We start from the raw sequence: 20,912 nt of genomic DNA on the forward strand, positions 1-20,912 counted from the left end.
CACGGCACACCGTGCCCAAGGTCACCAAGGCTACAGACAAGCTGCGCCTGGTTATTGCTACTATTTTGATAGCTACCAGCGCAGGATCCGCATGCGCCAACGCCACTTTTGAGCAAGTAAAGGCTGGCTACAGGCCCTCAGACACCTTGCTGCTCGACCGCCAAGGCGAAGTGCTGCACCGCCTGCGCACCGATGCCACGGTGCGCCGCGGGCAATGGGTGGCGCTGGCCGATGTGTCGCCCGCCCTGCGCACGGCGCTGGTGCTCTCCGAGGACAAGCGCTTTTACGAGCACAGCGGGGTGGACTGGCGGGCCGTGTCCGCCGCGGCCTGGGGCAATCTGTGGAACACCCGCACACGCGGTGCATCCACACTGACCATGCAGCTGGCGGGTTTGCTGGATGAGGACTTGCGGCGCGGTGGTGGCGGCCGCAGTGTGGTGCAAAAAGTGGGGCAAACCCTCTCGGCCCAAAGCCTGGAGCGCAGCTGGCGCAAAGACCAGATTCTGGAGGCCTACCTGAACCTGGTGCCCTTCCGCGGGGAGCTGGTGGGCATTGATGCGCTGAGCCGCAGCCTGTTTGGCAAAGCGCCACATGGCCTGGACAACCGTGAGGCCGCGATCACGGCCGCCCTGATTCGCGCCCCCAATGCCAAAGAGACCCAAGTGGCACAGCGCGCCTGCAGCGTACTCAGCAGCCTGGAGGCCCCTGCCGAAACATCCACGTCAACATCAAAGACAGCAGCAACTACCAGCGCGGCCAGCGGCTGCGACGCCATCGCGCTGATGGTGTCTGGCACCCTGAGCCGCCGTGAGTTTGCCGCCAGCGAGGGCTTGGCCCCCCATGTGGCGCGGCAGCTGCTGCGCCCCCCGAGTGCGGCAAGCCCCGAGGGTGCTTCGGCCCCGACCACGGTGCGCAGCAGCTTGAGCGCGCCCTTGCAGCGCTTTACCCAACTCACCCTGCAAACCCAGCTGCGCGAGCTGGCCGGTCGCCATGTGGAAGATGCAGCCGCCCTGGTGCTGGACAACGCCAGCGGCGAGGTGCTGGCTTGGGTCAACAGTAGCGGCCCCTTGAGCGCCGCGCCCGAGGTGGACTTTGTGACCTCGCTGCGCCAGCCCGGCTCCACGCTCAAGCCATTTTTGTACGGGCAGGCGCTCGCAGAGAGGCGCATCACCGCCGCCTCCCTGCTCGAAGACTCTGCTACCCAGATCCAGACGAGTGGTGGCCTTTACATCCCGCAAAACTACGACCGCCAGTTCAAAGGCTGGGTGTCAGCCCGCACGGCACTGGGCGCCTCGCTCAATGTGCCTGCAGTGCGCACGCTGGTCATGGTGTCGCCCGACGCTTTTCAGAAACAGCTGGCCCGACTGGGCATGCCGCTCAAAGAGAGCGGCGACTTTTTTGGCTACAGCCTGGCCCTGGGCAGTGCTGAGACCACGCTGCTCAACCTGACCAACAGCTACCGCACCCTGGCCAATGGCGGCCGGGCCAGCCCCACCCGCCTCACCGTGGGCCGCACGCATCCGCCCTTCAGCCCGGCGCTGGATGCGCGGGCCGCCTTCATCGTGGGCGACATCCTCAGTGACCCGATGGCGCGTGCCCGTACCTTCGGCACCGACAGCGTGTTAGCCACCCGCTTCTGGGCCGCCGTCAAAACCGGCACCAGCAAAGACATGCGCGACAACTGGGCCGTGGGTTACAGCCAGCGCTACACCGTAGGCGTGTGGGTGGGCAACGCCAACGGCGCGCCCATGTGGGACGTGAGTGGCACCACCGGCGCGGCTCCCATCTGGGCAGCGGTGATGAACCAGCTGCACCGCCAACGCAACAGCCGCGCCCCCCAGCCACCCGCGGGACTGGTACAAAAAACGGTGACGGTGGAAGGTGAAGCGCCCCGTAGCGAGTGGTTCATCAGCGGCACCGAGCAGAGCAGTTTTGCTATGGAAAAAGGAGCTACTCGCGCATACTCCACGAGCGCCAGAGGCCCAAATGATTCAAAAATCTCCAGTATCAGTGGCCCAGGCACGGCCCGCATCACGGCCCCCACCAACGGCACCATCCTCGCGCTGGACCCCGACATCCCGCCCCAAGCCCAGCGACTGAGCCTGGAGGCCGAAGGCAGCAACTTGCGCTGGCTGATCGACGGCAAACAAGTCGCCAAAGGCAACACCGCCCTGTGGCTGCCCTGGCCGGGGCGGCATGTGATTCAGATCGTGGACGCCAAAGGCAAGGTGCTCGACCAGGTGCGCCTGGAGGTGCGGGGCGCCGGCGTCAAGGGCGGCGCGCCAGCCGCAACAGCCCCAACACGGCGGCCATAAGCACTGCCAGCGCCGCCAAAAGTGCCGCCCACAACACCGGCCCGCGCAGCACCCACTGTGCAGGCATGAGCGATGCGGCCCACAACTGGGGGGCACCCGGCAGCACCGCCCGCAGCTGCTTGACGGGCCGCAGCGGCACGATGTCAGGCACCATGGCCGGCCCGGGAATCAGACTCGCCAGCTCTACCGCAGCCTGCGCGGTGCCAGCTCTGCCCGCCACCACGGTGTAAGGCCCTTGGCCTGTGGCCAGAAACAGCACCTGCAAGGGCGCCAGCTCGGCGGTCAGCCGCAGGCCCCCTGCCGGGAAAGGTACCCCGTTGCCCGCCTCTATGCGCATCTGCGCGATCGGCATCTCTGGCAAAGGCTGCGGCGGGTTCATGCCTTGCCCGCCCGGCAGCGCATCGCGGTACACCACCGTGGAGGCCAGCAACTTCCACGGCTGCGCAGGGTCGACGCGCGCCGAGATGCGCAGGGGCACCGGCTCGCCGCCCGGGGGCATGTGCAGGTGCACCGCGCTCACTGGTGTGGCAAACGGAAAAGCCCACACCAGCCCCGAGGTGCCATCGGCAACACCTGCGCCTAACTCGGCGCGCACCGGGCTGGCTGCTACGCGTAAGCCCGCCACCCGCCCAGTCAGGCTCGCGAGCTTGACGCCGGTGTGCCCCGGCCAGGTAATCCGCAAGTAGCGCCCCTCTGCGGCCAGTGGCTCTTCCAACTCGAGAACGGTGTTGACCGGTGAGTCGGCACCGTCAAACCGGTACACGGGCCCCTTCACCGGCACCGGGGTCCAGTCCTGCAGGTTGTGGCTGACCGCTAGCTGCAGATGCACCAGCGCGTTGCGGGGCCACACGCCCTTCAGGTCCAGGGCCGCGAGCAGCTGCACCTCGGAGCGCAGGTCGGCAATCGCTTGGATGCTCGTGGATGACAAGGGGAAGGCCCGGGTCTGCACCGCGTGGCGGGGGCGCTGGGACGCATCGCCGCCTGTCACGGCATAGGGAATTACCTCGCCCGCGGCGTTGAGCACCCGTACATCGTGGCCGGCGCGACTTTGCAGGCGGGTCAGCGCATCAGCCGGCAAGGCAATGCGCACCAAGCCGCCGGGCTCCACCCCAGCCACGGTGCCGACCCAGGCGAACTCAGACACACGGGGTGAAGGTGATGGTGGGGATGCTGCCGCAGGCGGCTCGGCACCGGCCGCCACGGCGCCCCACAGCAGGCCCGAGACTAGTGCGAAGCGGGTGATTTCAATAATTTCACGCGCCGCGGGGTGGATTTCACGGGCAAACCATCGCCTGCGGACTACGATGCCGCAACGATGAAGGAGACTTTGCATGCCTGTGATCACGAATATTGAAGACTTGCGCGTTCTGGCCCAAAAGCGGGTACCCCGCATGTTTTACGACTACGCCGACTCCGGCTCCTGGACCGAAGGCACATACCGTGCCAATGAAGAAGATTTCCAGAAGATCAAGCTGCGCCAGCGCGTCGCCGTGAACATGGAAAACCGCACCACTGCCACCACCATGGTGGGCACCGCGGCCAAAATGCCGGTGGCGATTGCGCCCGTGGGCCTGACCGGCATGCAACACGCCGATGGCGAGATCCATGCTGCGCGGGCTGCCGAAAAGTTCGGCGTTCCCTTCACGCTGTCCACCATGAGCATTTGCTCTATCGAGGACATTGCCGAGAACACCAGCGCCCCCTTCTGGTTCCAGCTCTACATGATGCGGGACCGCAACGCCATGGCCAAAATGATCGAGCGCGCCCGTGCCGCGCGCTGCAGTGCCCTGGTGCTGACGCTGGACCTGCAAGTCATCGGCCAGCGCCACAAAGACCTGAAAAACGGCTTGAGCGCGCCACCCCGCCCCACGATTGGCAACATCATCAACCTGGCCACCAAGCCGCGCTGGTGCCTGGGCATGTTGGGCACCAAGCGCCACACCTTCCGCAACCTGGTGGGACATGTGGAGTCGGTCAGCGACATGAAGTCGCTGGCCGCCTGGACCAACGAACAGTTCGACCCCCGCCTGTCGTGGGACGATGTGAAATGGGTCAAAGAGAAATGGGGCGGCAAGCTCATCCTCAAGGGCATTCAGGATGTAGAAGACGCGGTGTTGGCCGCCCAGAGCGGTGCCGATGCGATTGTGGTGAGCAACCACGGCGGCCGCCAGCTGGACGGCGCCCCCAGCAGCATCAGCGCACTGCCGGCCATCGTGGCGGCCGTGGGCGACCAACTCGAAGTCTGGATGGATGGCGGCATCCGCAGCGGGCAGGATGTGCTCAAGGCCTGGGCACTGGGCGCCAAGGGCACCATGATCGGCCGCGCGATGGTTTACGGCTTGGGCGCCATGGGCGAGGCCGGAGTGACCAAGGCGCTGCAGATCATCCACAAAGAGCTGGACGTGACCATGGCCTTCTGCGGCCACACCAACATCCAAAACGTGGACCGCAACATTCTGGTGCCGGGCACCTACTGAAACTGGCGCGTGCGGCTTAGCGGTAGCCCGCTGCAGTCATGATTTCGTTGACACGCCGCACAATGTCACCTAACGCAAGGATGGCCGGCTTGGCGCCGGTCAGGCCTTGGTGCACCGCGGCGCCCAAGGGGCCGGTGTTGATTTCGTCCCACTCGGGGATGATGGGGCGCCAATCAGGGCTTGCGTAGCGGAGCTGCTCTTTCAGGGTCACGAACTCAGGGAACATGCGCACCAGCGACACGTCTTCCATCGTCGACACCCGGGTGGGCCCGCCGCCCAGCCTGACCACCGCCTTGTCCTGGGCCTTGGAGGTCAGCCACTGCATCAGCAAAAACGAGGCCTCCGAGCGGGCGGAGGTGCGGGGAATCGCCAGGCCCAGCCCGCCGGATTGCGAGGCGTATTGCACCCCCTTAGGGTGCAAGACATAGCTGACTTTGCCGTCAATTTTGGACGCCGGAGAGTTGCGCACCGCGCCGAACACGGCCGTTGAGTCGAGGTACATAGCGCTCTCGCCCTGCAGAAAACTCGAGAGCATGTCGTTGTACGAAAAGTTAGCCATGCCCTTGGGGCCGGTGTCTGCAATGTGTTTGAGCAATTGCAGCGCTTGCACACCCGGCGCTTTGTGGAAAAGGGGCATCCAGCGCTCGTCGAACACCTGGCCACCCAGCGCATTGAGGTGCAGCAACCACGCGTGCACACAGTTGTGGCCGGACTGCCCGCGTGAGGTGAGTGCCGCCATGCCGGTCCGCTCACGCAAAGGGGCGAGCAGCGCCGAGAGCTCGGCATAAGTGCGTGGGGGCGCAAAGCCATGCTTTTCAAAAACATCGCGGCGGTAGGCCAGCACCGAGGTTTCAGCGCCATACGGCAAACCGTAAAGGCGGGCCCCCGGACCCGGCAAATAGCCCTTGGGGCCGCCCACCAGCCCGATGTTTTGCACATAGCGCGGCACCAGGTCGCCAAAAGCGTAGTCGGGGTTTGCCAGCTGCTTGTCTTTGAAGAAGGGCTCCAGCGGCAACAACAGGTTCTTTTTCACAAACTCGCTCTTCCAGGTGACGATGTAAGTCACCAGGTCGAACTCCGACTGGGGCTTGGCCATTCCCGCCATTTGCACATGCTTCATGCGCAAGATGTTTTCGCGGGCCACGTTCACCTTGATGCCGGTCTCTGCGGTGAACTGGGGCAGCAAACGCAGCATCGCGTCGTAGTGGGGGTGATCAGGCACACAAAATGACACGCTTTGCCCACTGAACCGGGCAAAGCGGTCTTCTGCTGCATTGCTGGCCCGGGCAAAAGCGCTGCCGAACACGGCAAGCGCACCGCTGCCTATCAAACGCCTGCGTCGCGTACTCAAAAAAGACTGTGGAATCACGACACCGCTTTTTCAGTGCTTGGGGCGTTTTTGTGTTTTAGTGGCCCCGGATCTCCCTGCCCTCTATTAGACCACTGAGCGGTTTGCACCCCGCCATCGCTTGCTATGCTCGCCGAAATGCCGAACGATCTGACCACCCCTGCCCCGCCTGCCGCATCTGTGCGGCGTGTTGCGCACCTGGACATGGATGCGTTTTATGCCTCGGTCGAGTTGCTGCGCTACCCGCAACTCAAAGGGCTACCCGTGGTGATTGGCGGCGGGCGGCGGCATGCGGATGACGCACTCTTGGTCAAGCATGCCGACACGCCGCTGCACGACATTCCGGTCGCAGAGTTCCCCCTTCTAGAGGGCTACACCGGGCGCGGCGTCATTACCACCGCCACGTATGCCGCGCGCCAGTTCGGCGTAGGCTCGGCCATGGGCCTGATGAAAGCGGCCAAGCTGTGCCCGCAGGCCATTTTGTTGCCGGTGGACTTTGCGCAGTACCGGCACTACTCACAACGATTCAAGGCCATCATCACCGAGATAGCCCCGGTGATGGAAAACCGCGGGGTAGATGAGGTGTACATCGACTTTACCGAGGTGCCCGGCGGCCAGCGCCAAGGGGGAAGGAGCTTGGCAAAGCTGATCCAAAAGGCAATTTTTGATGACACCGGCCTCACCTGCTCGGTAGGCGTGGCGCCCAACAAGTTGCTGGCCAAAATGGCCAGCGAATTTAACAAGCCCAACGGTATTGCCATCGTCCAGGAGAGTGACCTGGAAACCATGATTTGGCCCTTGGCCTGTCGCAAAATCAATGGCATCGGCCCCAAAGCCGACGAGAAGCTCAAAAAACACGGCGTCGAAACCATTGGCCAACTGGCCGCCAAAGATTTGCAATGGCTGATGGACACCTTTGGGCCCCGCACCGGCGCCTGGCTGCACGCCGCGGCCCACGGGCAAGACGACCGGCCGGTAGAAACCGAGAGCGAACCGGTCAGCATGAGCCGCGAGACGACCTTTGACCGTGATCTGCATGCGGTGCGCGACAAGGCCGAACTGGGAGCCATCTTCACCCACTTGTGCGAGCAGGTGGCCGAGGACCTGCAGCGCAAAGGCTACGTGGGTAAAACCATCGGCATCAAATTGCGCTTTGACGACTTCAAGAGCGTCACCCGCGACATGACCATCGCGCACTACACCGCCGACGCGGCAGAAATTCGCCGTATTGCCGGCCAATGCCTCAAACGCGCTCCACTGCAACGCCGGCTCAGGCTGTTGGGGGTAAAAGTGGGCGCACTCGCTGCGTTAGACCCGTCGCACGCCGCTTCAGAGAAGAGTGAAGCTACCCCCGAGACCGGTTGGCTTTTCGACTGAGTACGCCGCAGTCTTTGGCCAACCTCATTAACGAGTTCTGCTGCGGGTAGCACATATCTTAGCTTTTGGCTGCATGGAATTTGCGTGCACGGCTTTTGAAATTGACCAAGATCAAGTCAACGCATAAAGCGAGTGAATCGAACGCTTATCTGCATTGACTTCAAATGGTCAACGGATGCTAAATAAAGCTGTATTGACAGAAGCCAAACCACTAGCTCCAGGAGGAATGATCAATGCGTGTGAACTTACCGGTGACTCAGCGCGAGTACGACTATCCCGCCGATCGAATGCTGGTGTCGATGACCGACAGCAAAGGCGTCATCACCCATTGCAACCACGCCTTCGTGGAGACCAGCGGATTCACCTACGAAGAGCTCATCGGCCAGAACCACAACCTGGTGCGCCATCCGGATATGCCGCCTGCTGCCTACCGGGATATGTGGAACACCATTGGCCACGGCCACCCTTGGACCGCCCTGGTGAAAAACCGACGCAAAGACGGTGACCACTATTGGGTGCAAGCCAACGTCACGCCGGTTCTGGAAAACGGCAAGCCCAAGGGCTATATGTCGGTGCGGGTCAAACCAAGCCGTCAGGAAATCGCCGCGGCCGAGGCCCTTTACGCGCAGTTGCGGGATGAAGAAAAGTCAGGAAAGTCCACCGTCTATTTGCGGGGCGGACACGTCCGCTACCGTGGAATCAGGGGTTGGGCTGGTGCCTTGGGCCGGATGAATTTGACCACCCGCCTGGGCCTGGCGCTCGTCGGGATGGTGTGCCTTGGCATGGTTCCGGATTTCCTGGGCCTACAAGGCAGCACGCTGTTCTGGGCGCAGCTCGCCTCGTTGGTCGTGGGGGCTACAGGGGTGCTCACATGGTTCAGGGTTCGCTTATCCGCAGGAATGGGAGCGGCTCAACAGTTCGCTTATGACCTTGCTGGTTGCAACCTGCGCAGCTCTGTTAACAGCGACTATCCGCCGCCTTTGGGCGACATGATCGGTGCGCTGCGCCAGATCCAAATCAACCTGCGCGCAGTGGTGGGGGATGTGCGCGAAGAGGTGGACATCCTGACCAAATCTGCCAGCGAGATTGCATCGGGCAGCATGGATTTGTCAGGGCGTACTGAATCCCAGGCCAGCAGCCTGGAAGAAACTGCAGCTTCAATGGAAGAGCTCTCGAGCACGGTCAAACAAACCGCAGACACCGCCAGCCGTGTTGCCGAGCAAAGCGCGCGCAGCACCCAAGCCGCATCCAACGGCGGCGAGGTGGTTCACAAAGTGATTCAGTCCATGGAAGAGATCGACCGCTCCTCCAGCAAAATGCGCGACATCATTGGCGTGATCGAGGGGATTGCCTTCCAGACCAACATCCTGGCGCTGAACGCTGCCGTTGAGGCAGCCCGTGCGGGTGAGCAAGGCCGGGGCTTTGCGGTGGTGGCCAGCGAAGTGCGGGCATTGGCCCAGCGCAGCGCGACAGCCGCCAAAGAAATCCGGGAGCTGATTGCCCAGTCGTCCGAGCAGATTTCTGAAGGCTCCAACCAGATGCGCAGCGCCGGCGAAACCATCGACCATGTGGTGGCCCAGGTCCAGGAAGTGGGCAACCTCATCAACATGATCACCAATGCCGCCAAGGAGCAGGCCATCGGGATCGCCCAAGTCAACGAGGCGGTGACCCAGCTGGACACCGTGACCCAACAAAACGCCGCCTTGGCCGAGGAGTCTGCCGCCTCCGCGGACGGACTCACAGACAGCACCGCTTCCGTTGCCCGGGCCATCCAGGTATTCCAGCTACCATAGGGATGCAAACCACCATGATTTGGAAGATATGCCTTTCTCCAAACTCGCGACGCTGGATCACGATGCGCTGTTAGCTCTGCTGCATGCCATCCCACAGCCGGTGTTCATCAAGAACGCCGTTGGAGAGCTGATTTACGTCAACAAGGCGTGGCAGACCCAGCTGGGCGCTCCGGCGGGCAACGGGAACCCGCAAACCGGGTTTAACGCGGAGCAAATCCGGTTCTTTACCGAGCAAGACCAGCAGGCCTTTCAACAAGGGCGAACCATCACCCAAGAGGACTTGTTCAAGCTGGAAAGCGAGTTTTCTGCGCGGCATATCCAAACAACGCTGACGCCGGTATTTGACCCCTCCGGCAAGCCCGCCTTTGTGGTGGGCACCAGCATCGACGTCACCGAGCAGCACCAGTTGCAGCAGCAAAACGCGGCCGAGAGAAGCCTGCTGGAGATGCTGGCCTCCAGCGTGCCTCTGGTGGACATCATGTCGGAATTTATTGCACGTTTCGAGCATATCTTTCCGGGGGCTATCGGCTCAGTGTTGCTGATGGATGAGGAAGAGCGGCATCTGCTGCACGGCGCAGCGCCCAGCCTGCCGGTCGAATACAACCAAGCCATCCATGGCACCCCTATTGGTCCCCGCACCGGGTCTTGTGGCACTGCAGCGTTCATCGGTGAAGAAGTGGTGGTGTCCGATATAGCCAACGACCCGCTCTGGACCGACTATCGGGAACTGGCCGCAAAGCATCAGCTGAGGGCCTGCTGGTCCATGCCAATTCGCTCGACCAAGGGCCGGGTGCTCGGCACTTTTGCGAACTATTACCGGGAGCCCCGCGTTCCGACCGACAGTGAGCTACAAGCGTCGCGACGCAGTGCTTATTTATTGAGCCTGGCGATCGAGAGCGATAAAAACGAACGAAAAATCCAGCGGGACCAACGCGCATTGGTCGCTGCAGGCCTGTACCGGCAAGCCATTCTGGACAGCATGGTGGACGGGCTTGTCACCGTGGACCGCACAGGAAAGGTTCACACCTTCAACAATGCTGCGTGCCGCATGATGGGGTTGGATGCGGTGACCGAGCAACCGCAGCACCTGAACGACCTTTTGGGCACAACGCTGCCGGCAGATGGGCAGGGGCACCTCGAACTGCTGCATGCGGCAGAAAGCGCGCAAGGCGGCAACTTTGAAGTGGGCGGGCTCGACAAGGGCGGTGCGCTACGGCCTATCAGCCTGTCGGCCTCCAAAATCCCGTTTTCAGAACCCGAAACCTTTGTGGTGACGCTGCGGGACATTACCCAACAACGCCACGACGAGGAAGAAATCCGGCGACTGGCGTTTTATGACCCCTTGACCAACCTGCCCAACCGGCGCTTGCTGATGGACCGGGTCCGGCAAGCCATGATCAACAGCGCACGCCACGGACGCCATGGGGCGCTGATGTTTCTGGACCTCGACCATTTCAAGCTGCTCAACGACACCTTGGGCCACGACGTGGGCGATGAGCTCTTGCAGCAAGTGGCAACCCGCTTGCGCATGTGTATCCGCGAGGGCGACAGCGTGGCACGCCTGGGCGGCGATGAATTTGTGGTGTTGCTGGAGGACTTGAGCCCCAACCCCAACGAAGCGGCGAGCCATGCCGAGTTTGTGGCGCACAAGATCCTGGATTTGCTGGCGCAACCCTACCGCATGCGCGGACACCTGCACAACAGCACGCCCAGCATCGGAATCGTGGTGTTTTTCGAAGACCACGAAACGATTGACGAGCTGCTCAAGAAAGCAGACGTTGCCATGTACCAGGCCAAGTCGGCCGGCAGAAATACGGCCCGCTTTTTCGACCCCGTGATGCAAGCCGCCGCCGCGACCCATGCGGCAATGGCGCAGGAGATCAAAGTCGGTATCGAGCGGAACGAATTTGTGCTGCATTACCAGGTCCAAATTGACGCCCGCGGCCACTGCACCGGGGCAGAAGCCTTGGTGCGCTGGAACCACCGGGTCAGGGGTTTGGTGTCGCCGGCGCACTTCATTCCCTTGGCCGAGGAAACCGGCATGATCTTGCCCCTGGGTTACTGGGTGTTGGACTCTGCGTGCCAACAGTTGGCGGCATGGAGCCGCAACCCCGCTACGGCCCACTGGACCCTGGCCGTCAACGTGAGCGCGGCACAACTGGCCCAACCCGGTTTTGTAGAAAGCGTGAAGAAGGCCTTGCTGCACAGCCAAGCACCCGCCACCCAACTGAAACTGGAGTTGACAGAAAGTATGCTGGCCAATGATGTGGAGGGCATCATCACGAAGATGATGGACATCAAGGCACTGGGTGTGAACTTTTCGCTGGATGATTTCGGCACCGGCTACTCGTCACTCTCTTACCTGAAGCGCTTGCCACTGTCACAACTCAAGATCGACAAATCGTTTGTGCGGGATGTGCTCACCGACCCGAGCGACGCGGTGATCGCCCGCACCGTGGTGGCACTCGGCCATAGCCTCGGCCTGACCGTCATTGCCGAGGGCGTGGAAACTCCGGAACAAAGAGACGCATTGGCGGCCATGCAGTGCGATGCCTTTCAAGGCTATTTTTTCGGCAGGCCGGTGCCACCAGAGGCACTCATGGCAGACATGGCGATACAACTCCCTGCCCCATAATGAAAGCTCACACAAAGCCGCTTCGGTGTCACCTTGCCTCGACTGAATTGAAGGAGTACACCCTTGACGCTACACGTTGAGTTGTGCCGCCACGCCGCACGGGTGCTGGGCCAGGCTTTCTTGACCTGCCTCGGGTTGGCCATGGCATTGATGCCCATAACCACTGCGGCATCACCCCAGCTCAAGCTCCGGGTCGTCGGAGGGCTGGCCGGATTAAATCAATACGTTCAACATGAAGAGCCGTTTTGGTCGCAGGAGCTGGCGCGACTGAGCGGTGGCAAGTACAGCGCTGAAATTGCACCCTTCGACCGGTCAGGCATTCCCGCCGAGGAAATGCTGCGCTTGATGTCACTGGGAGTCATTCCCTTTGGTACAGCGCTGCTGAGTGCCGCCACTTCACAGTACCCCATGTTCGGCGCCATGGACCTGTCGGGCCTGAATCCGGACATGGCCAGTCTGAAAAGGCATGTAACGAGTTTCCGCCCATTCCTGCAAAAAACACTGCGCGAAAAACATGGCGTCGAGGCCCTGGCGATTTACACCTATCCGGCCCAAATCTTGTTCTGCAAAAAACCCTTGGCCAGCCTCCGCGAGCTGGAAAAGCGGCGTGTCCGGATCTCCTCGCCCAGCCAGGCAGACCTGATCCAAGGCTTGGGGGGCGTGCCGGTTTTGGTGGGGTTCGGGCAAATGCTGGCGCACCTGCAATCCGGCCATACCGAGTGCGCCATCACCGGCACCATGTCGGGTAACACCATCGGCCTGTCTGACATCACAAGCCACATGTACAACCTGCCGTTTACCTGGGGACTGGCTATTTTCGGCGCCAATACGACGGCCTGGAATGCGCTGCCCTCAGACCTGAGGGCGCTCCTCAGAAAAGAGCTCGCAAGGCTGGAGACCGACATCTGGAATGCCAGCGAACGTGAGACCGCAGACGGGCTTGCCTGCAACCGCGGGGACCCCAGTTGCAAGCATGGTCGCCCCGGCAAAATGACCCAGATCAACCCCAGCCCCGACGACATCAAACTCGTCAGGGAGCTCGTCAAAACCACGGTCTTGCCGCGTTGGCAACAACGCTGCAATCAGCACTGCCGCGACATGTGGGAGAGCACCATCGGATCGGTCCCCAGCGACATGCCTTTTCCGAACAGCCGCTGATGGCCAAATTCATGTTCAAGGTCCACCATGCCTTGGTGACTGTGACCGCCCTGCTGATATTTGCGATTCTGGCAGCCAGCACGGTCCTGATCCGTGATTTGCACAAAAATGCCGTCGCTGAAGCCCAAGCCCAGGCGACCCGCTTTGTGACCGGTGCCCAAGCCGCGGTGAACCGGAGCCTGCTGGGCATTGATGTGCTGCTGGCGAGCATGGGCAGTTTGCTGGGTCTGGAGAACATGCAAGCCGATTGGCTGGAAGGCCCGTTGGCGGGTAAATTGATTCAAGGTGCGACCCGCCAGAATCTGCTGGTGCGCAATGTCTGGCTCGTCGATGCACAAGGCACGGTTCTGGCCAGCTCCAGCAGCCCGGCGCCGGATGCGCCACTGGAAATACCAGAGGGCTTTCTCAATGAGGCGCTTAGCCCCCCGTATCTATGTTGGCGATCAGCCGGCCACTCTTGAGCCCCAGCAGTGCAGAAATGGTGCTGCTGTTTGCCCGCCATTTGTCCTTGGCCGATGGCAGCAAGCTGTTGGCGATTGCCGAGGTTCCGGTCAACCTGTTGACGACGGTGTTGGTGCAAGGAGCAGACATCAGCCAGCTCGAAGCCACGATCGAACGCAGCAACGGCTACCTGCTCGCCAGTGTGCCGCCCCAAGAGTCCTTGAGCGGCCTTGCCTTGAGCCCGGTGATGAGCCCCCAGTCGCAGTTTGCAGTGCAGACCATGCCCTCCCGCATCCAGAACCGGCCCGCCCTGGTCGCTTCACGGCCCATGCTCTACAACGACCTGCTGATCACGGTCAGCATCCCGATGGACACAGCGCTGGAAGAGTGGACCTTTCAGGCACGGCTGATCGGCATGCTGAGCCTGTTGTTCAGCTTCTTGATTGCGGCGGCCGGCTACGCGGGCTTGCGCTATGTTGAAAGCATGGGCCGTGCCCAGCGCTCGATCAGCCATGCCAAGGCCACCACAGACCAGGCGCTGGAGTCGATGGAAAGTGGCTTTTTGCTGCTGGATGCCGAGCGCAAGGTCATCACCTGGAACCGGCGCTACCTGGAAATCTACCCGTGGCAGGCGCCACACATCCGGGTGGGGCACTCGTTTGAGGCTCTGCTGATGATTACCGCTGTTGAAACCCTAGGCGATGTGCCCCGCGAAACCCTGCAGCAGTGGGTCACCACGCGCATGGAGTTGCTGCAACACGGGGTGCATAACCATGAACGGGAGTTCCCCAACGGCCGGATCATTGAAATCACCGAACGGCCGACCCCCGGTGGTGGCGTTGTCATCACTTACCAAGACGTGACCCGCTTGCGGCGCGCGAGCGCGGAAATTGAGCAACTCGCATTTTTTGATCCCCTCACGAGCCTGCCCAACCGCCGCTTGTTGTCAGACCGGTTGCAGCAAGCGCTGATGACCAGCGTGCGCAGCGGCCGGCGTGGCGCCTTGTTGTTCATGGACCTGGACCACTTCAAAACCCTGAACGACACTGCGGGGCATGACGTGGGAGACATGCTGCTGCAGCAGGTTGCTGTACGCATCAAAGCCTGTGTCCGCGAGGGCGACACCGTCGCCCGGCTGGGCGGCGACGAGTTTGTTGTCATGCTGCTGGACTTGAGCCCCGAGACCATGGAAGCCGCGCGCCAAGCCCGCCTGGTGGGCGACAACATTTTGCGGGCGATGGCCGAGCCTTTTGAGCTGGGAGACAAGCAACACCGGAGTTCCTGCAGCCTGGGGGCCACTTTGTTCGGGGATACCGCGCAAGACGCTGCAGAGCTGCTCAAGCAAGCGGATATTGCGATGTACCAGGTCAAAAACAACGGGCGCAACGCGTTCTGTTTCTTTGACCCCGGCATGCTGACCGCCATCGAGGCCCGTGCCCGCCTGGAAGTCGATCTGCGCAAGAGCCTGGACGATCAACATTTCGAGCTTTATTACCAGCAGCAGGTCAATGAAGAGGGCCAGGTCGTGGGTGCCGAGGCCCTCGTCCGCTGGCACCATCTGGATAACGGCTTGGTGCTGCCCGGGCAGTTCATCGGGCTCGCGGAAGAAACCGGCCTCATCCTGCCCATGGGTCAATGGGTGCTGGAGCAAGCCTGTACGCAACTGGCCATGTGGCAGCGCCAGCCCCGGAGCCGTGACCTGCAGCTCTCGGTCAACGTCAGCGCCCGCCAGTTCCGGCAAGCGGATTTTGTAGACCGGGTGGCCAGGATCTTGCGCGCGACTGGCGCACGGGCCGACCTTTTGAAGCTGGAGCTGACAGAAAGCCTGGTACTGGATAACGTGGAAGACACGATCCAAAAAATGAACGCGCTCAAAACCCTAGGTGTGCGGTTCTCGATGGATGACTTCGGGACCGGCCACTCTTCGCTTTCTTACCTGACACGCCTGCCGCTGGACCAGCTCAAGATCGACCAGTCTTTTGTGCGGAATATCGGCTCGCAGTCGACCGACTCGATCATCATCCAAACCATCATCGGCATGGGCAACAACCTCGGGCTCGAAGTGCTGGCCGAGGGGGTGGAAACAGAAGCCCAGCGCGACTTCCTCTCCGCCCATGGCTGCCACCTGAAACAGGGCTTTTTGTTCGGGCCACCGCTGCCAGCCCCTGAATTCATCAAAGCGCTACATGCTGAAGAAATCAGCCTCTAGCGCTCGTAAATATTGCGCAGGTAGCTATATTTTTTATAGCAAATTTATTGTCGGGCGGTGCGGGTGTTGCCCGGCAAAGCTTGCGGGTGGCTGGTGCGCAGGGGGTTGATATCCAGCCCGCCACGGCGGGTGTAGCGCGCATACACCGTCAATTTGGCGGGCTTGCAGCGGGCCCAGATGTCCATAAAGATGCGCTCCACGCATTGTTCGTGGAACTCGTTGTGGTTGCGAAAACTCACCAGATACTGCAACAAGCCTTCCTGCTGGATCTGCAAACCGGTGTAGCTGATCTGCACACTGCCCCAATCGGGCTGGCCGGTCACCAGGCAGTTGCTTTTGAGCAGGTTACTCACCAGCACCTCGGTCACAATGCCTTCTGCCGCCGGCGCCGTGACCAGCAGTTCAGGCGCGGGCTGGTAGTGGGTGCACTCCACATCCAGGCGATCCAGGCTCAGGCCATCCAGCTCATACACCGGCTCGCGGTCGAACTGCTCGGCCGCAATCAAGCGCACACCGACCGATTGCACCGGGCCGCCCCGCCACGCCGCCTCCGCAATATCCGCCCGCAAACGGGCCAGCACTTCGGAGGCATCGGCAAAACGGGTGTTGTTGAAGCTGTTGAGATACAGCTTGAAAGACTTGCTTTCGATGATGTTGGGCGTCTCAGCAGGGATGGTGAAGTGCGCCAACGCGACCTGGGGCTTGCCGCGCAGGTTGAGCCAGCTCAGCTCAAATGCCGTCCACATGTCGGCGCCGAAAAACGGAGCAGCACCGGTAATACCGATCTCCGCGCGCTTGCCCGCTCGGGGGATAGGAAACAACAACGAAGCGTCGTACTGATCGACATACGCCGAAGATTTGCCAAGTTGGGATTGCTCAGGGGTGTTCATTCAATGTTTCCGGTCAAAGTGGGCCAGCAGCGCGGCCAGAATGCGGCGCACAGGCTCGGTGGGCAGGTCATGGCCCATGCCCTCAATGGGCAAGAGGGTCGCGCCCGGGATGCGACGGGCTGTGTCTTCACCGCAGGCAAAAGGAATCAACGGGTCGGCGGTGCCGTGGATGACCAAGGTGGGCGCCGTGATGCGGGGCAATAGCGCGGTGCGCGCACCATCTGCCACCACGGCCAGCATTTGCCGCAAGGTGCCCACCGGGTACATAGCGCGGTCCACGCCCCGGGCAATCCGGGCCCGCAAATCGTCTTCTGGCGTAGGGAAGGCGGGGCTGCCGATCGCCTGAAACAGGCGCAATGAGTGCTCCACCATCTCGGCTTTGCTGCTGCCAGTAGGGCGCCGCAGCATGGCGCGCAAGACCTCCGGCGCCGGACCGGGCAGGCCTTTCGCACTGCTGCTACTCATGATGCTGGTAAGGCTCAACACGCGTTGAGGCGCTGCAAGGGTCACGCGTTGGGCAATCATTCCGCCCATGCTCATGCCCACGACATGGGCCTTTTGCACGCCCACTGCATCGAGGACACCCAGCGCATCCGCCGCCATATCGCTCAAGCTGTAAGGTGCAGCGGGGGTAAAGCCGAACTTGTGCTGCAAGCTGGCCCAAAAAATATTGGGTTTGCCCGCCTCTTCGATGCGGCTGCTCAGCCCTACGTCGCGATTGTCGAAGCGGATCACGCGGTAGCCTGCGGCCTCCAAACCCTGCACCAGATCGGCGGGCCATGCAATCAACTGCAGACCCAGCCCCATGATGAGCAGCACCGCCGGTTTGCCGGCAAAAGCGGGGTCGCGCTGGGCGCTGTCTTCGACTTCGATATTGATACCGTTTGCTCTTATTTTCATAGCTCCTCGCGCAATATCAACGGGCGCTCAGCCCTGTTTTCTTCTGAAAACCAACCGCTCCTGCGTGGACTCTTCAGCGGCAAATGTATAGCCCTCCACATCAAACCCTTTGAGCTGCTCAGGCGTGCTCAGGCGGTTCTCGATGGCGTAGCGCGCCATCAGGCCCCGCGCTTTTTTGGCAAAAAAGCTGATGATTTTGTATTTGCCGTCTTTGTATTCCTGGAACACGCACTCCACCACCCGGCCCTTCAGGGCTTTGAGGTCCACCGACTTGAAGTACTCGTTCGACGCCAAGTTCACCACCACCGGGGTGGTGTCAGCTTTCAGGCGGGTGTTCAGGTAGTCCGAGAGCTGGCTGCCCCAGTAGTGGTAAAGGTTGTTGCCGTGCGGGCCCTTGAGGCCAGTGCCCATCTCGAGCCGGTAAGGCTGCATCAGGTCCAGCGGGCGCAACACGCCATAGAGGCCACTCAAAATACACAAATGATCTTGCGCCCAAGCCAGGTCCTCAGCGCCCAGGGTCTTGGCGTCCAGCCCGTCATACACATCGCCGTTGAATGCCAGCACGGCTTGGCGGGCGTTCTTCTGGGTGGCTTTAGGGGACCAGGCTTCATAGCGCGCTACGTTGAGGGTGGAGAGCTTGTCGCTCAGATCCATTAGCTCGGCAATTTGTTGCGGCGAATACGCGCGCAGCAGGCCAATGAGCTCCGCCGACTGCTTCACGAACATCGGCGCGGTGTGTGGCTGGCCGTTCAGGGGGGTGTCGTAGTCCAGAGACTTGGCAGGAGAAATCAAAAACAACATGGCTATTCGGGACTGCGCGGGGCGGGCCGGCCAGTTTATCGCGAAGGCCGGTTACCCACAGGGCACGGGTGGCAAGCCCCGGCTGAGCGTCACAGCTTCTTCATATGAGCGGCTTAGTCTCGGCGCCTTCTTCAACAGGGAGTCTTGACCACCATGATCGCTTTTTCCCCCACCCGTCTCGCTGCTGCACTCGCCTTGGCAGCGACTGCCATGAGCGCGTCCGCGCAAACGGAAGTGACCGCCGTGTTGGCCGGCCACGCGGCCTTGTCTACCTTCACCACGGTGGAAGCCCCCAAGGCTGCAGGCCCCTTCTTTGAGACCGCTGGCAAATTCAACGCCGCCAACCGCCAACGCACCGAAGTGCTGAACAGCATCGAAGGCGTTACCTTCGTGGGCGATGCCAAGTACCCCCGTAAATCCGGCGGCACCCTGCCTATCAAGGGCCAATCAGTGCAAGGGTTCTCGGGCATCGTTTCTTTGGGCAACGCCGAGTTTCTGGCCCTTACCGACAACGGCTTCGGCAGCAAACTCAACTCGCAAGACGCACTGCTGATGGTGCACAACGTCAAAGCCGATTGGGCCAAGGGCGAAGTCACCCGCCTCAAAACCACCTTCCTGCACGACCCCGACCGCAAAGTGCCCTTCGCCATCCAGAACGAAGCCACCGCTGAGCGCTTTTTGACCGGCATCGATTTCGACCCTGAGTCCATCCAAGTGGTGGGCGATGAGTGGTGGATCGGCGACGAGTTCGGCCCTTATGTGCTGCGCGTCACCCCCCAAGGCAAGGTGCTGGGCGTGGTGGAGACCGTGGTGGGCGGGAAGGCCTACCGCAGCCCCGACCACTACATGAACGGCCGCCTGCCCAACTACCCCGGCGACGCAAGCTTTGAAGCACGCCGCAGCGGTGGCTTTGAGCCCATGGCCAAGTCGCTGGACGGCAAAACCCTGTACCCCATGTTTGAGTGGCCCTTGTGGGACGGTGCCACCAAGGCCCAGGAAAGCCGCAACGGCAAGCCCTACACCCGCATTCTGGAACTGGATGCCGCCAGCAAAACCTACAGCACCCGCCAGTGGAAATACGCGTTTGAAGAGGCGGGCAATGTGGCTGCCGACTTCCAGATGCTGAGCGCTACCACCGGCCTTGTTATTGAGCGTGATGACATGACCGAAGGCTCCGGCAACGTGTGTAAGGACGAGCCGCGCACCGACTGCTTCACCCGCCCTGCCAAGTTCAAGCGCGTCTACAAGATCGACTTCGCCCAAGCGGACGCCGATGGCTTTGTGAAGAAGGTGGCCTATATCGACCTCACCAAAATCGCTGATCCCCAGCGCTTGGCCAAGCTTGGGCCGAACGAGGAAACCTTTGTGCTGCCCCACCTCGGACCTGAAGGCCTGACGGTGGTAGACGCTAAACATATCGTGGTGGTGAACGACAACAACTTCCCTTACTCCAGCGGCCGCACACTGGGCAAGCCGGATGACAACGAGCTGACCCTGCTCAACATCCAGGCGCTCATTGACGCGAAGTAAACAAGGCCCCCACGCTCCGCCGCTGCGCGGGTCGCTGCCCCCGGGGGGCGCATTTTGCTGGGGTCGGCCCTGCGCAAAATTGTCCCTCGTCAGAGGGCTGAGGCCGGTGCCGCCATGCACAATGGCGGCACCATGCCTCTGACTGTGTCGCCCCCCATTTCTCTGGCGTTTTCTTCCCGGCCCCGCAATGCCGGGGCCTTGTTCCGGAGCCTGTTGGCGGCCCGCCCGGCGCAGGCTGCGCCTGAACAACACGGCATTGCCATTCAGGCCACTTGGCATGGCGCCCAGGCCGACGCCAAACGCCTCAAGCAGTACCGCGAGGTCTGCGGCCTCACAAACGCCGGCTTTCTGCCCCCGCTGTACCTGCACGCCATGGCCATGCCCCTGCACATGGCGATCATGAGCCACCCGCAGTTTCCCCTGCGCCTGCTGGGCCTAGTGCATCTGTCCAACAGCATGCAGTGCCTGCGCCCCATCGGCGACTTCGAGACGCTGGACATGGACTGCCAGCTGCACGGCATGGAGGCGACCGAGCGCGGCCAGACCTTCACCCTGCACACCCGTCTGCACACGGGCAGTGAAACCGTCTGGACCGAGACCAGCACCTTCATGGCCCCCTTGCCCCGCAGTGACAAACGCGCGCCACCCGACGCGCAGCCCGACTGGGGCGCCCCCGTAGCCCGCTGGGGGGTGGCGGGCAATGCCGGGCGCCGCTTTGCCGGCCCCTCCGGCGACTGGAACCCCATCCACGTGAGTGCCATCACTGCGCGCCTCTTCGGCTACCCGCGGGCGATCGGGCACGGCATGTTCAGCGCAGCCCGCTGTGTGGACCTGCTCTGCCGCGACCTGCCGGCCTGCGCACCGCTGCACATCGACCTGCGCTTCAAGCGCCCCCTGTTGATTCCGGGCGAAGTGGCCTTACATACCCGGCAAGAGGCGGACAGCACACGGTTTGTGCTGAACGTGCTGCCACACGGCGAGCCGCATATCGAAGGCGCGCTGCGCAGGCTGTAAGGCACAGACAGCACCCGGCACACA

Annotated in this window: 15 protein-coding genes; 10 read left to right on the forward strand and 5 right to left on the reverse strand. The window is 62.0% G+C overall.

All coding sequences use genetic code 11. The features are described from left to right. Positions 1-41 precede the first annotated feature (41 nt). Complete coding sequence (gene pbpC, locus RAE21_RS10060) at positions 42-2,315, forward strand: penicillin-binding protein 1C (RefSeq protein WP_428984061.1); 2,274 nt, start codon at positions 42-44, stop codon at positions 2,313-2,315. Here pbpC and RAE21_RS10065 read toward each other — a convergent pair. Then, positions 2,269-3,648, reverse strand: coding sequence for a DUF3999 family protein (locus RAE21_RS10065; RefSeq protein WP_313881241.1), 1,380 nt, complete (start codon positions 3,646-3,648; stop codon positions 2,269-2,271). The two genes, pbpC and RAE21_RS10065, sit on opposite strands and share 47 nt — an antisense overlap. Here RAE21_RS10065 and RAE21_RS10070 point away from each other — a divergent pair. Then, the gene (locus RAE21_RS10070) at positions 3,647-4,792 is read left to right on the forward strand and encodes an alpha-hydroxy acid oxidase (RefSeq protein ID WP_313881242.1); all 1,146 of its coding nucleotides are present in this window, start codon (positions 3,647-3,649) and stop codon (positions 4,790-4,792) included. The genes RAE21_RS10065 and RAE21_RS10070 overlap by 2 nt on opposite strands. Before the next feature lie 16 nt (positions 4,793-4,808). On the opposite strand, the gene RAE21_RS10075 is transcribed toward RAE21_RS10070, so the two are convergent. Continuing rightward, positions 4,809-6,161 carry an ABC transporter substrate-binding protein gene (locus tag RAE21_RS10075; protein ID WP_313881243.1) on the reverse strand — a complete coding sequence of 451 codons (1,353 nt, stop codon included), beginning with the start codon at positions 6,159-6,161 and terminating at the stop codon, positions 4,809-4,811. A gap of 105 nt (positions 6,162-6,266) precedes the next feature. Here RAE21_RS10075 and dinB point away from each other — a divergent pair, with 105 nt between their 5' ends. The 6 genes from dinB (at position 6,267) to RAE21_RS10105 (ending at position 15,753) form a co-directional block, all read left to right on the forward strand. After that, positions 6,267-7,517: a DNA polymerase IV gene (gene dinB, locus RAE21_RS10080; protein WP_313881244.1), complete on the forward strand. Its 1,251-nt coding sequence runs from the start codon at positions 6,267-6,269 to the stop codon at positions 7,515-7,517. A 233-nt stretch (positions 7,518-7,750) separates the two neighbouring features. After that, positions 7,751-9,310, forward strand: a complete 1,560-nt coding sequence (locus tag RAE21_RS10085; RefSeq protein ID WP_313881245.1) for a methyl-accepting chemotaxis protein — start codon at positions 7,751-7,753, stop codon at positions 9,308-9,310. Between the two features lie 28 nt (positions 9,311-9,338). Further along, positions 9,339-11,945 (forward strand): sensor domain-containing protein, encoded by a 2,607-nt coding sequence (locus tag RAE21_RS10090; RefSeq protein WP_313881246.1) that lies wholly within the window; start codon positions 9,339-9,341, stop codon positions 11,943-11,945. A gap of 63 nt (positions 11,946-12,008) precedes the next feature. Continuing rightward, positions 12,009-13,103, forward strand: a complete 1,095-nt coding sequence (locus tag RAE21_RS10095) for a TRAP transporter substrate-binding protein (RefSeq protein WP_313881247.1) — start codon at positions 12,009-12,011, stop codon at positions 13,101-13,103. After that, complete coding sequence (locus tag RAE21_RS10100; protein ID WP_313881248.1) at positions 13,103-13,564, forward strand: hypothetical protein; 462 nt, start codon at positions 13,103-13,105, stop codon at positions 13,562-13,564. The genes RAE21_RS10095 and RAE21_RS10100 overlap by 1 nt, the downstream gene beginning before the upstream one ends. Next, a complete protein-coding gene (locus tag RAE21_RS10105; RefSeq protein WP_313881249.1) occupies positions 13,537-15,753 on the forward strand; it encodes a bifunctional diguanylate cyclase/phosphodiesterase in 2,217 nt (738 codons plus the stop codon). The genes RAE21_RS10100 and RAE21_RS10105 overlap by 28 nt, the downstream gene beginning before the upstream one ends. A gap of 44 nt (positions 15,754-15,797) precedes the next feature. Here RAE21_RS10105 and queF read toward each other — a convergent pair whose 3' ends face one another. From queF to yaaA, 3 genes are read right to left on the reverse strand one after another with little or no spacing between them, the layout of a single operon-like run. Continuing rightward, positions 15,798-16,643 (reverse strand): NADPH-dependent 7-cyano-7-deazaguanine reductase QueF, encoded by an 846-nt coding sequence (gene queF / locus RAE21_RS10110; RefSeq protein ID WP_313881250.1) that lies wholly within the window; start codon positions 16,641-16,643, stop codon positions 15,798-15,800. Then, positions 16,644-17,543, reverse strand: coding sequence for an alpha/beta fold hydrolase (locus RAE21_RS10115; RefSeq protein WP_313881251.1), 900 nt, complete (start codon positions 17,541-17,543; stop codon positions 16,644-16,646). It abuts the gene before it with no gap. Positions 17,544-17,570: 27 nt separating this feature from the next. Continuing rightward, entirely contained in the window at positions 17,571-18,344 is a 774-nt protein-coding gene (gene yaaA, locus RAE21_RS10120; protein WP_313881252.1) for a peroxide stress protein YaaA, read from the reverse strand. 153 nt (positions 18,345-18,497) lie between these two features. On the opposite strand from yaaA, the gene RAE21_RS10125 reads away from it, so the two are divergent. Beyond that, on the forward strand, positions 18,498-19,874 hold the full coding sequence (locus RAE21_RS10125) for an esterase-like activity of phytase family protein (protein ID WP_313881253.1): 1,377 nt from the start codon (positions 18,498-18,500) through the stop codon (positions 19,872-19,874). Between the two features lie 114 nt (positions 19,875-19,988). Beyond that, positions 19,989-20,888, forward strand: coding sequence for a MaoC family dehydratase (locus tag RAE21_RS10130; protein ID WP_313881254.1), 900 nt, complete (start codon positions 19,989-19,991; stop codon positions 20,886-20,888). Positions 20,889-20,912: the final 24 nt, after the last annotated feature.

Origin of the sequence: Rhodoferax potami, assembly GCF_032193765.1 — a bacterium.
GTDB classification, from domain to species: Bacteria; Pseudomonadota; Gammaproteobacteria; order Burkholderiales; family Burkholderiaceae_C; genus Allorhodoferax; species Allorhodoferax potami.

Coding starts and splice junctions, on each gene's coding strand:
- RAE21_RS10070 (WP_313881242.1), top strand. CDS start 3,647: ATGCCTGTGATCACGAATATTGAAGACTTGCGCGTTCTGGCCCAAAAG.
- RAE21_RS10065 (WP_313881241.1), bottom strand. CDS start 3,648: ATGCAAAGTCTCCTTCATCGTTGCGGCATCGTAGTCCGCAGGCGATGG.
- dinB (WP_313881244.1), top strand. CDS start 6,267: ATGCTCGCCGAAATGCCGAACGATCTGACCACCCCTGCCCCGCCTGCC.
- RAE21_RS10085 (WP_313881245.1), top strand. CDS start 7,751: ATGCGTGTGAACTTACCGGTGACTCAGCGCGAGTACGACTATCCCGCC.
- RAE21_RS10090 (WP_313881246.1), top strand. CDS start 9,339: ATGCCTTTCTCCAAACTCGCGACGCTGGATCACGATGCGCTGTTAGCT.
- RAE21_RS10100 (WP_313881248.1), top strand. CDS start 13,103: ATGGCCAAATTCATGTTCAAGGTCCACCATGCCTTGGTGACTGTGACC.
- RAE21_RS10105 (WP_313881249.1), top strand. CDS start 13,537: ATGTTGGCGATCAGCCGGCCACTCTTGAGCCCCAGCAGTGCAGAAATG.
- queF (WP_313881250.1), bottom strand. CDS start 16,643: ATGAACACCCCTGAGCAATCCCAACTTGGCAAATCTTCGGCGTATGTC.
- RAE21_RS10115 (WP_313881251.1), bottom strand. CDS start 17,543: ATGAAAATAAGAGCAAACGGTATCAATATCGAAGTCGAAGACAGCGCC.
- yaaA (WP_313881252.1), bottom strand. CDS start 18,344: ATGTTGTTTTTGATTTCTCCTGCCAAGTCTCTGGACTACGACACCCCC.
- RAE21_RS10125 (WP_313881253.1), top strand. CDS start 18,498: ATGATCGCTTTTTCCCCCACCCGTCTCGCTGCTGCACTCGCCTTGGCA.
- RAE21_RS10130 (WP_313881254.1), top strand. CDS start 19,989: ATGCACAATGGCGGCACCATGCCTCTGACTGTGTCGCCCCCCATTTCT.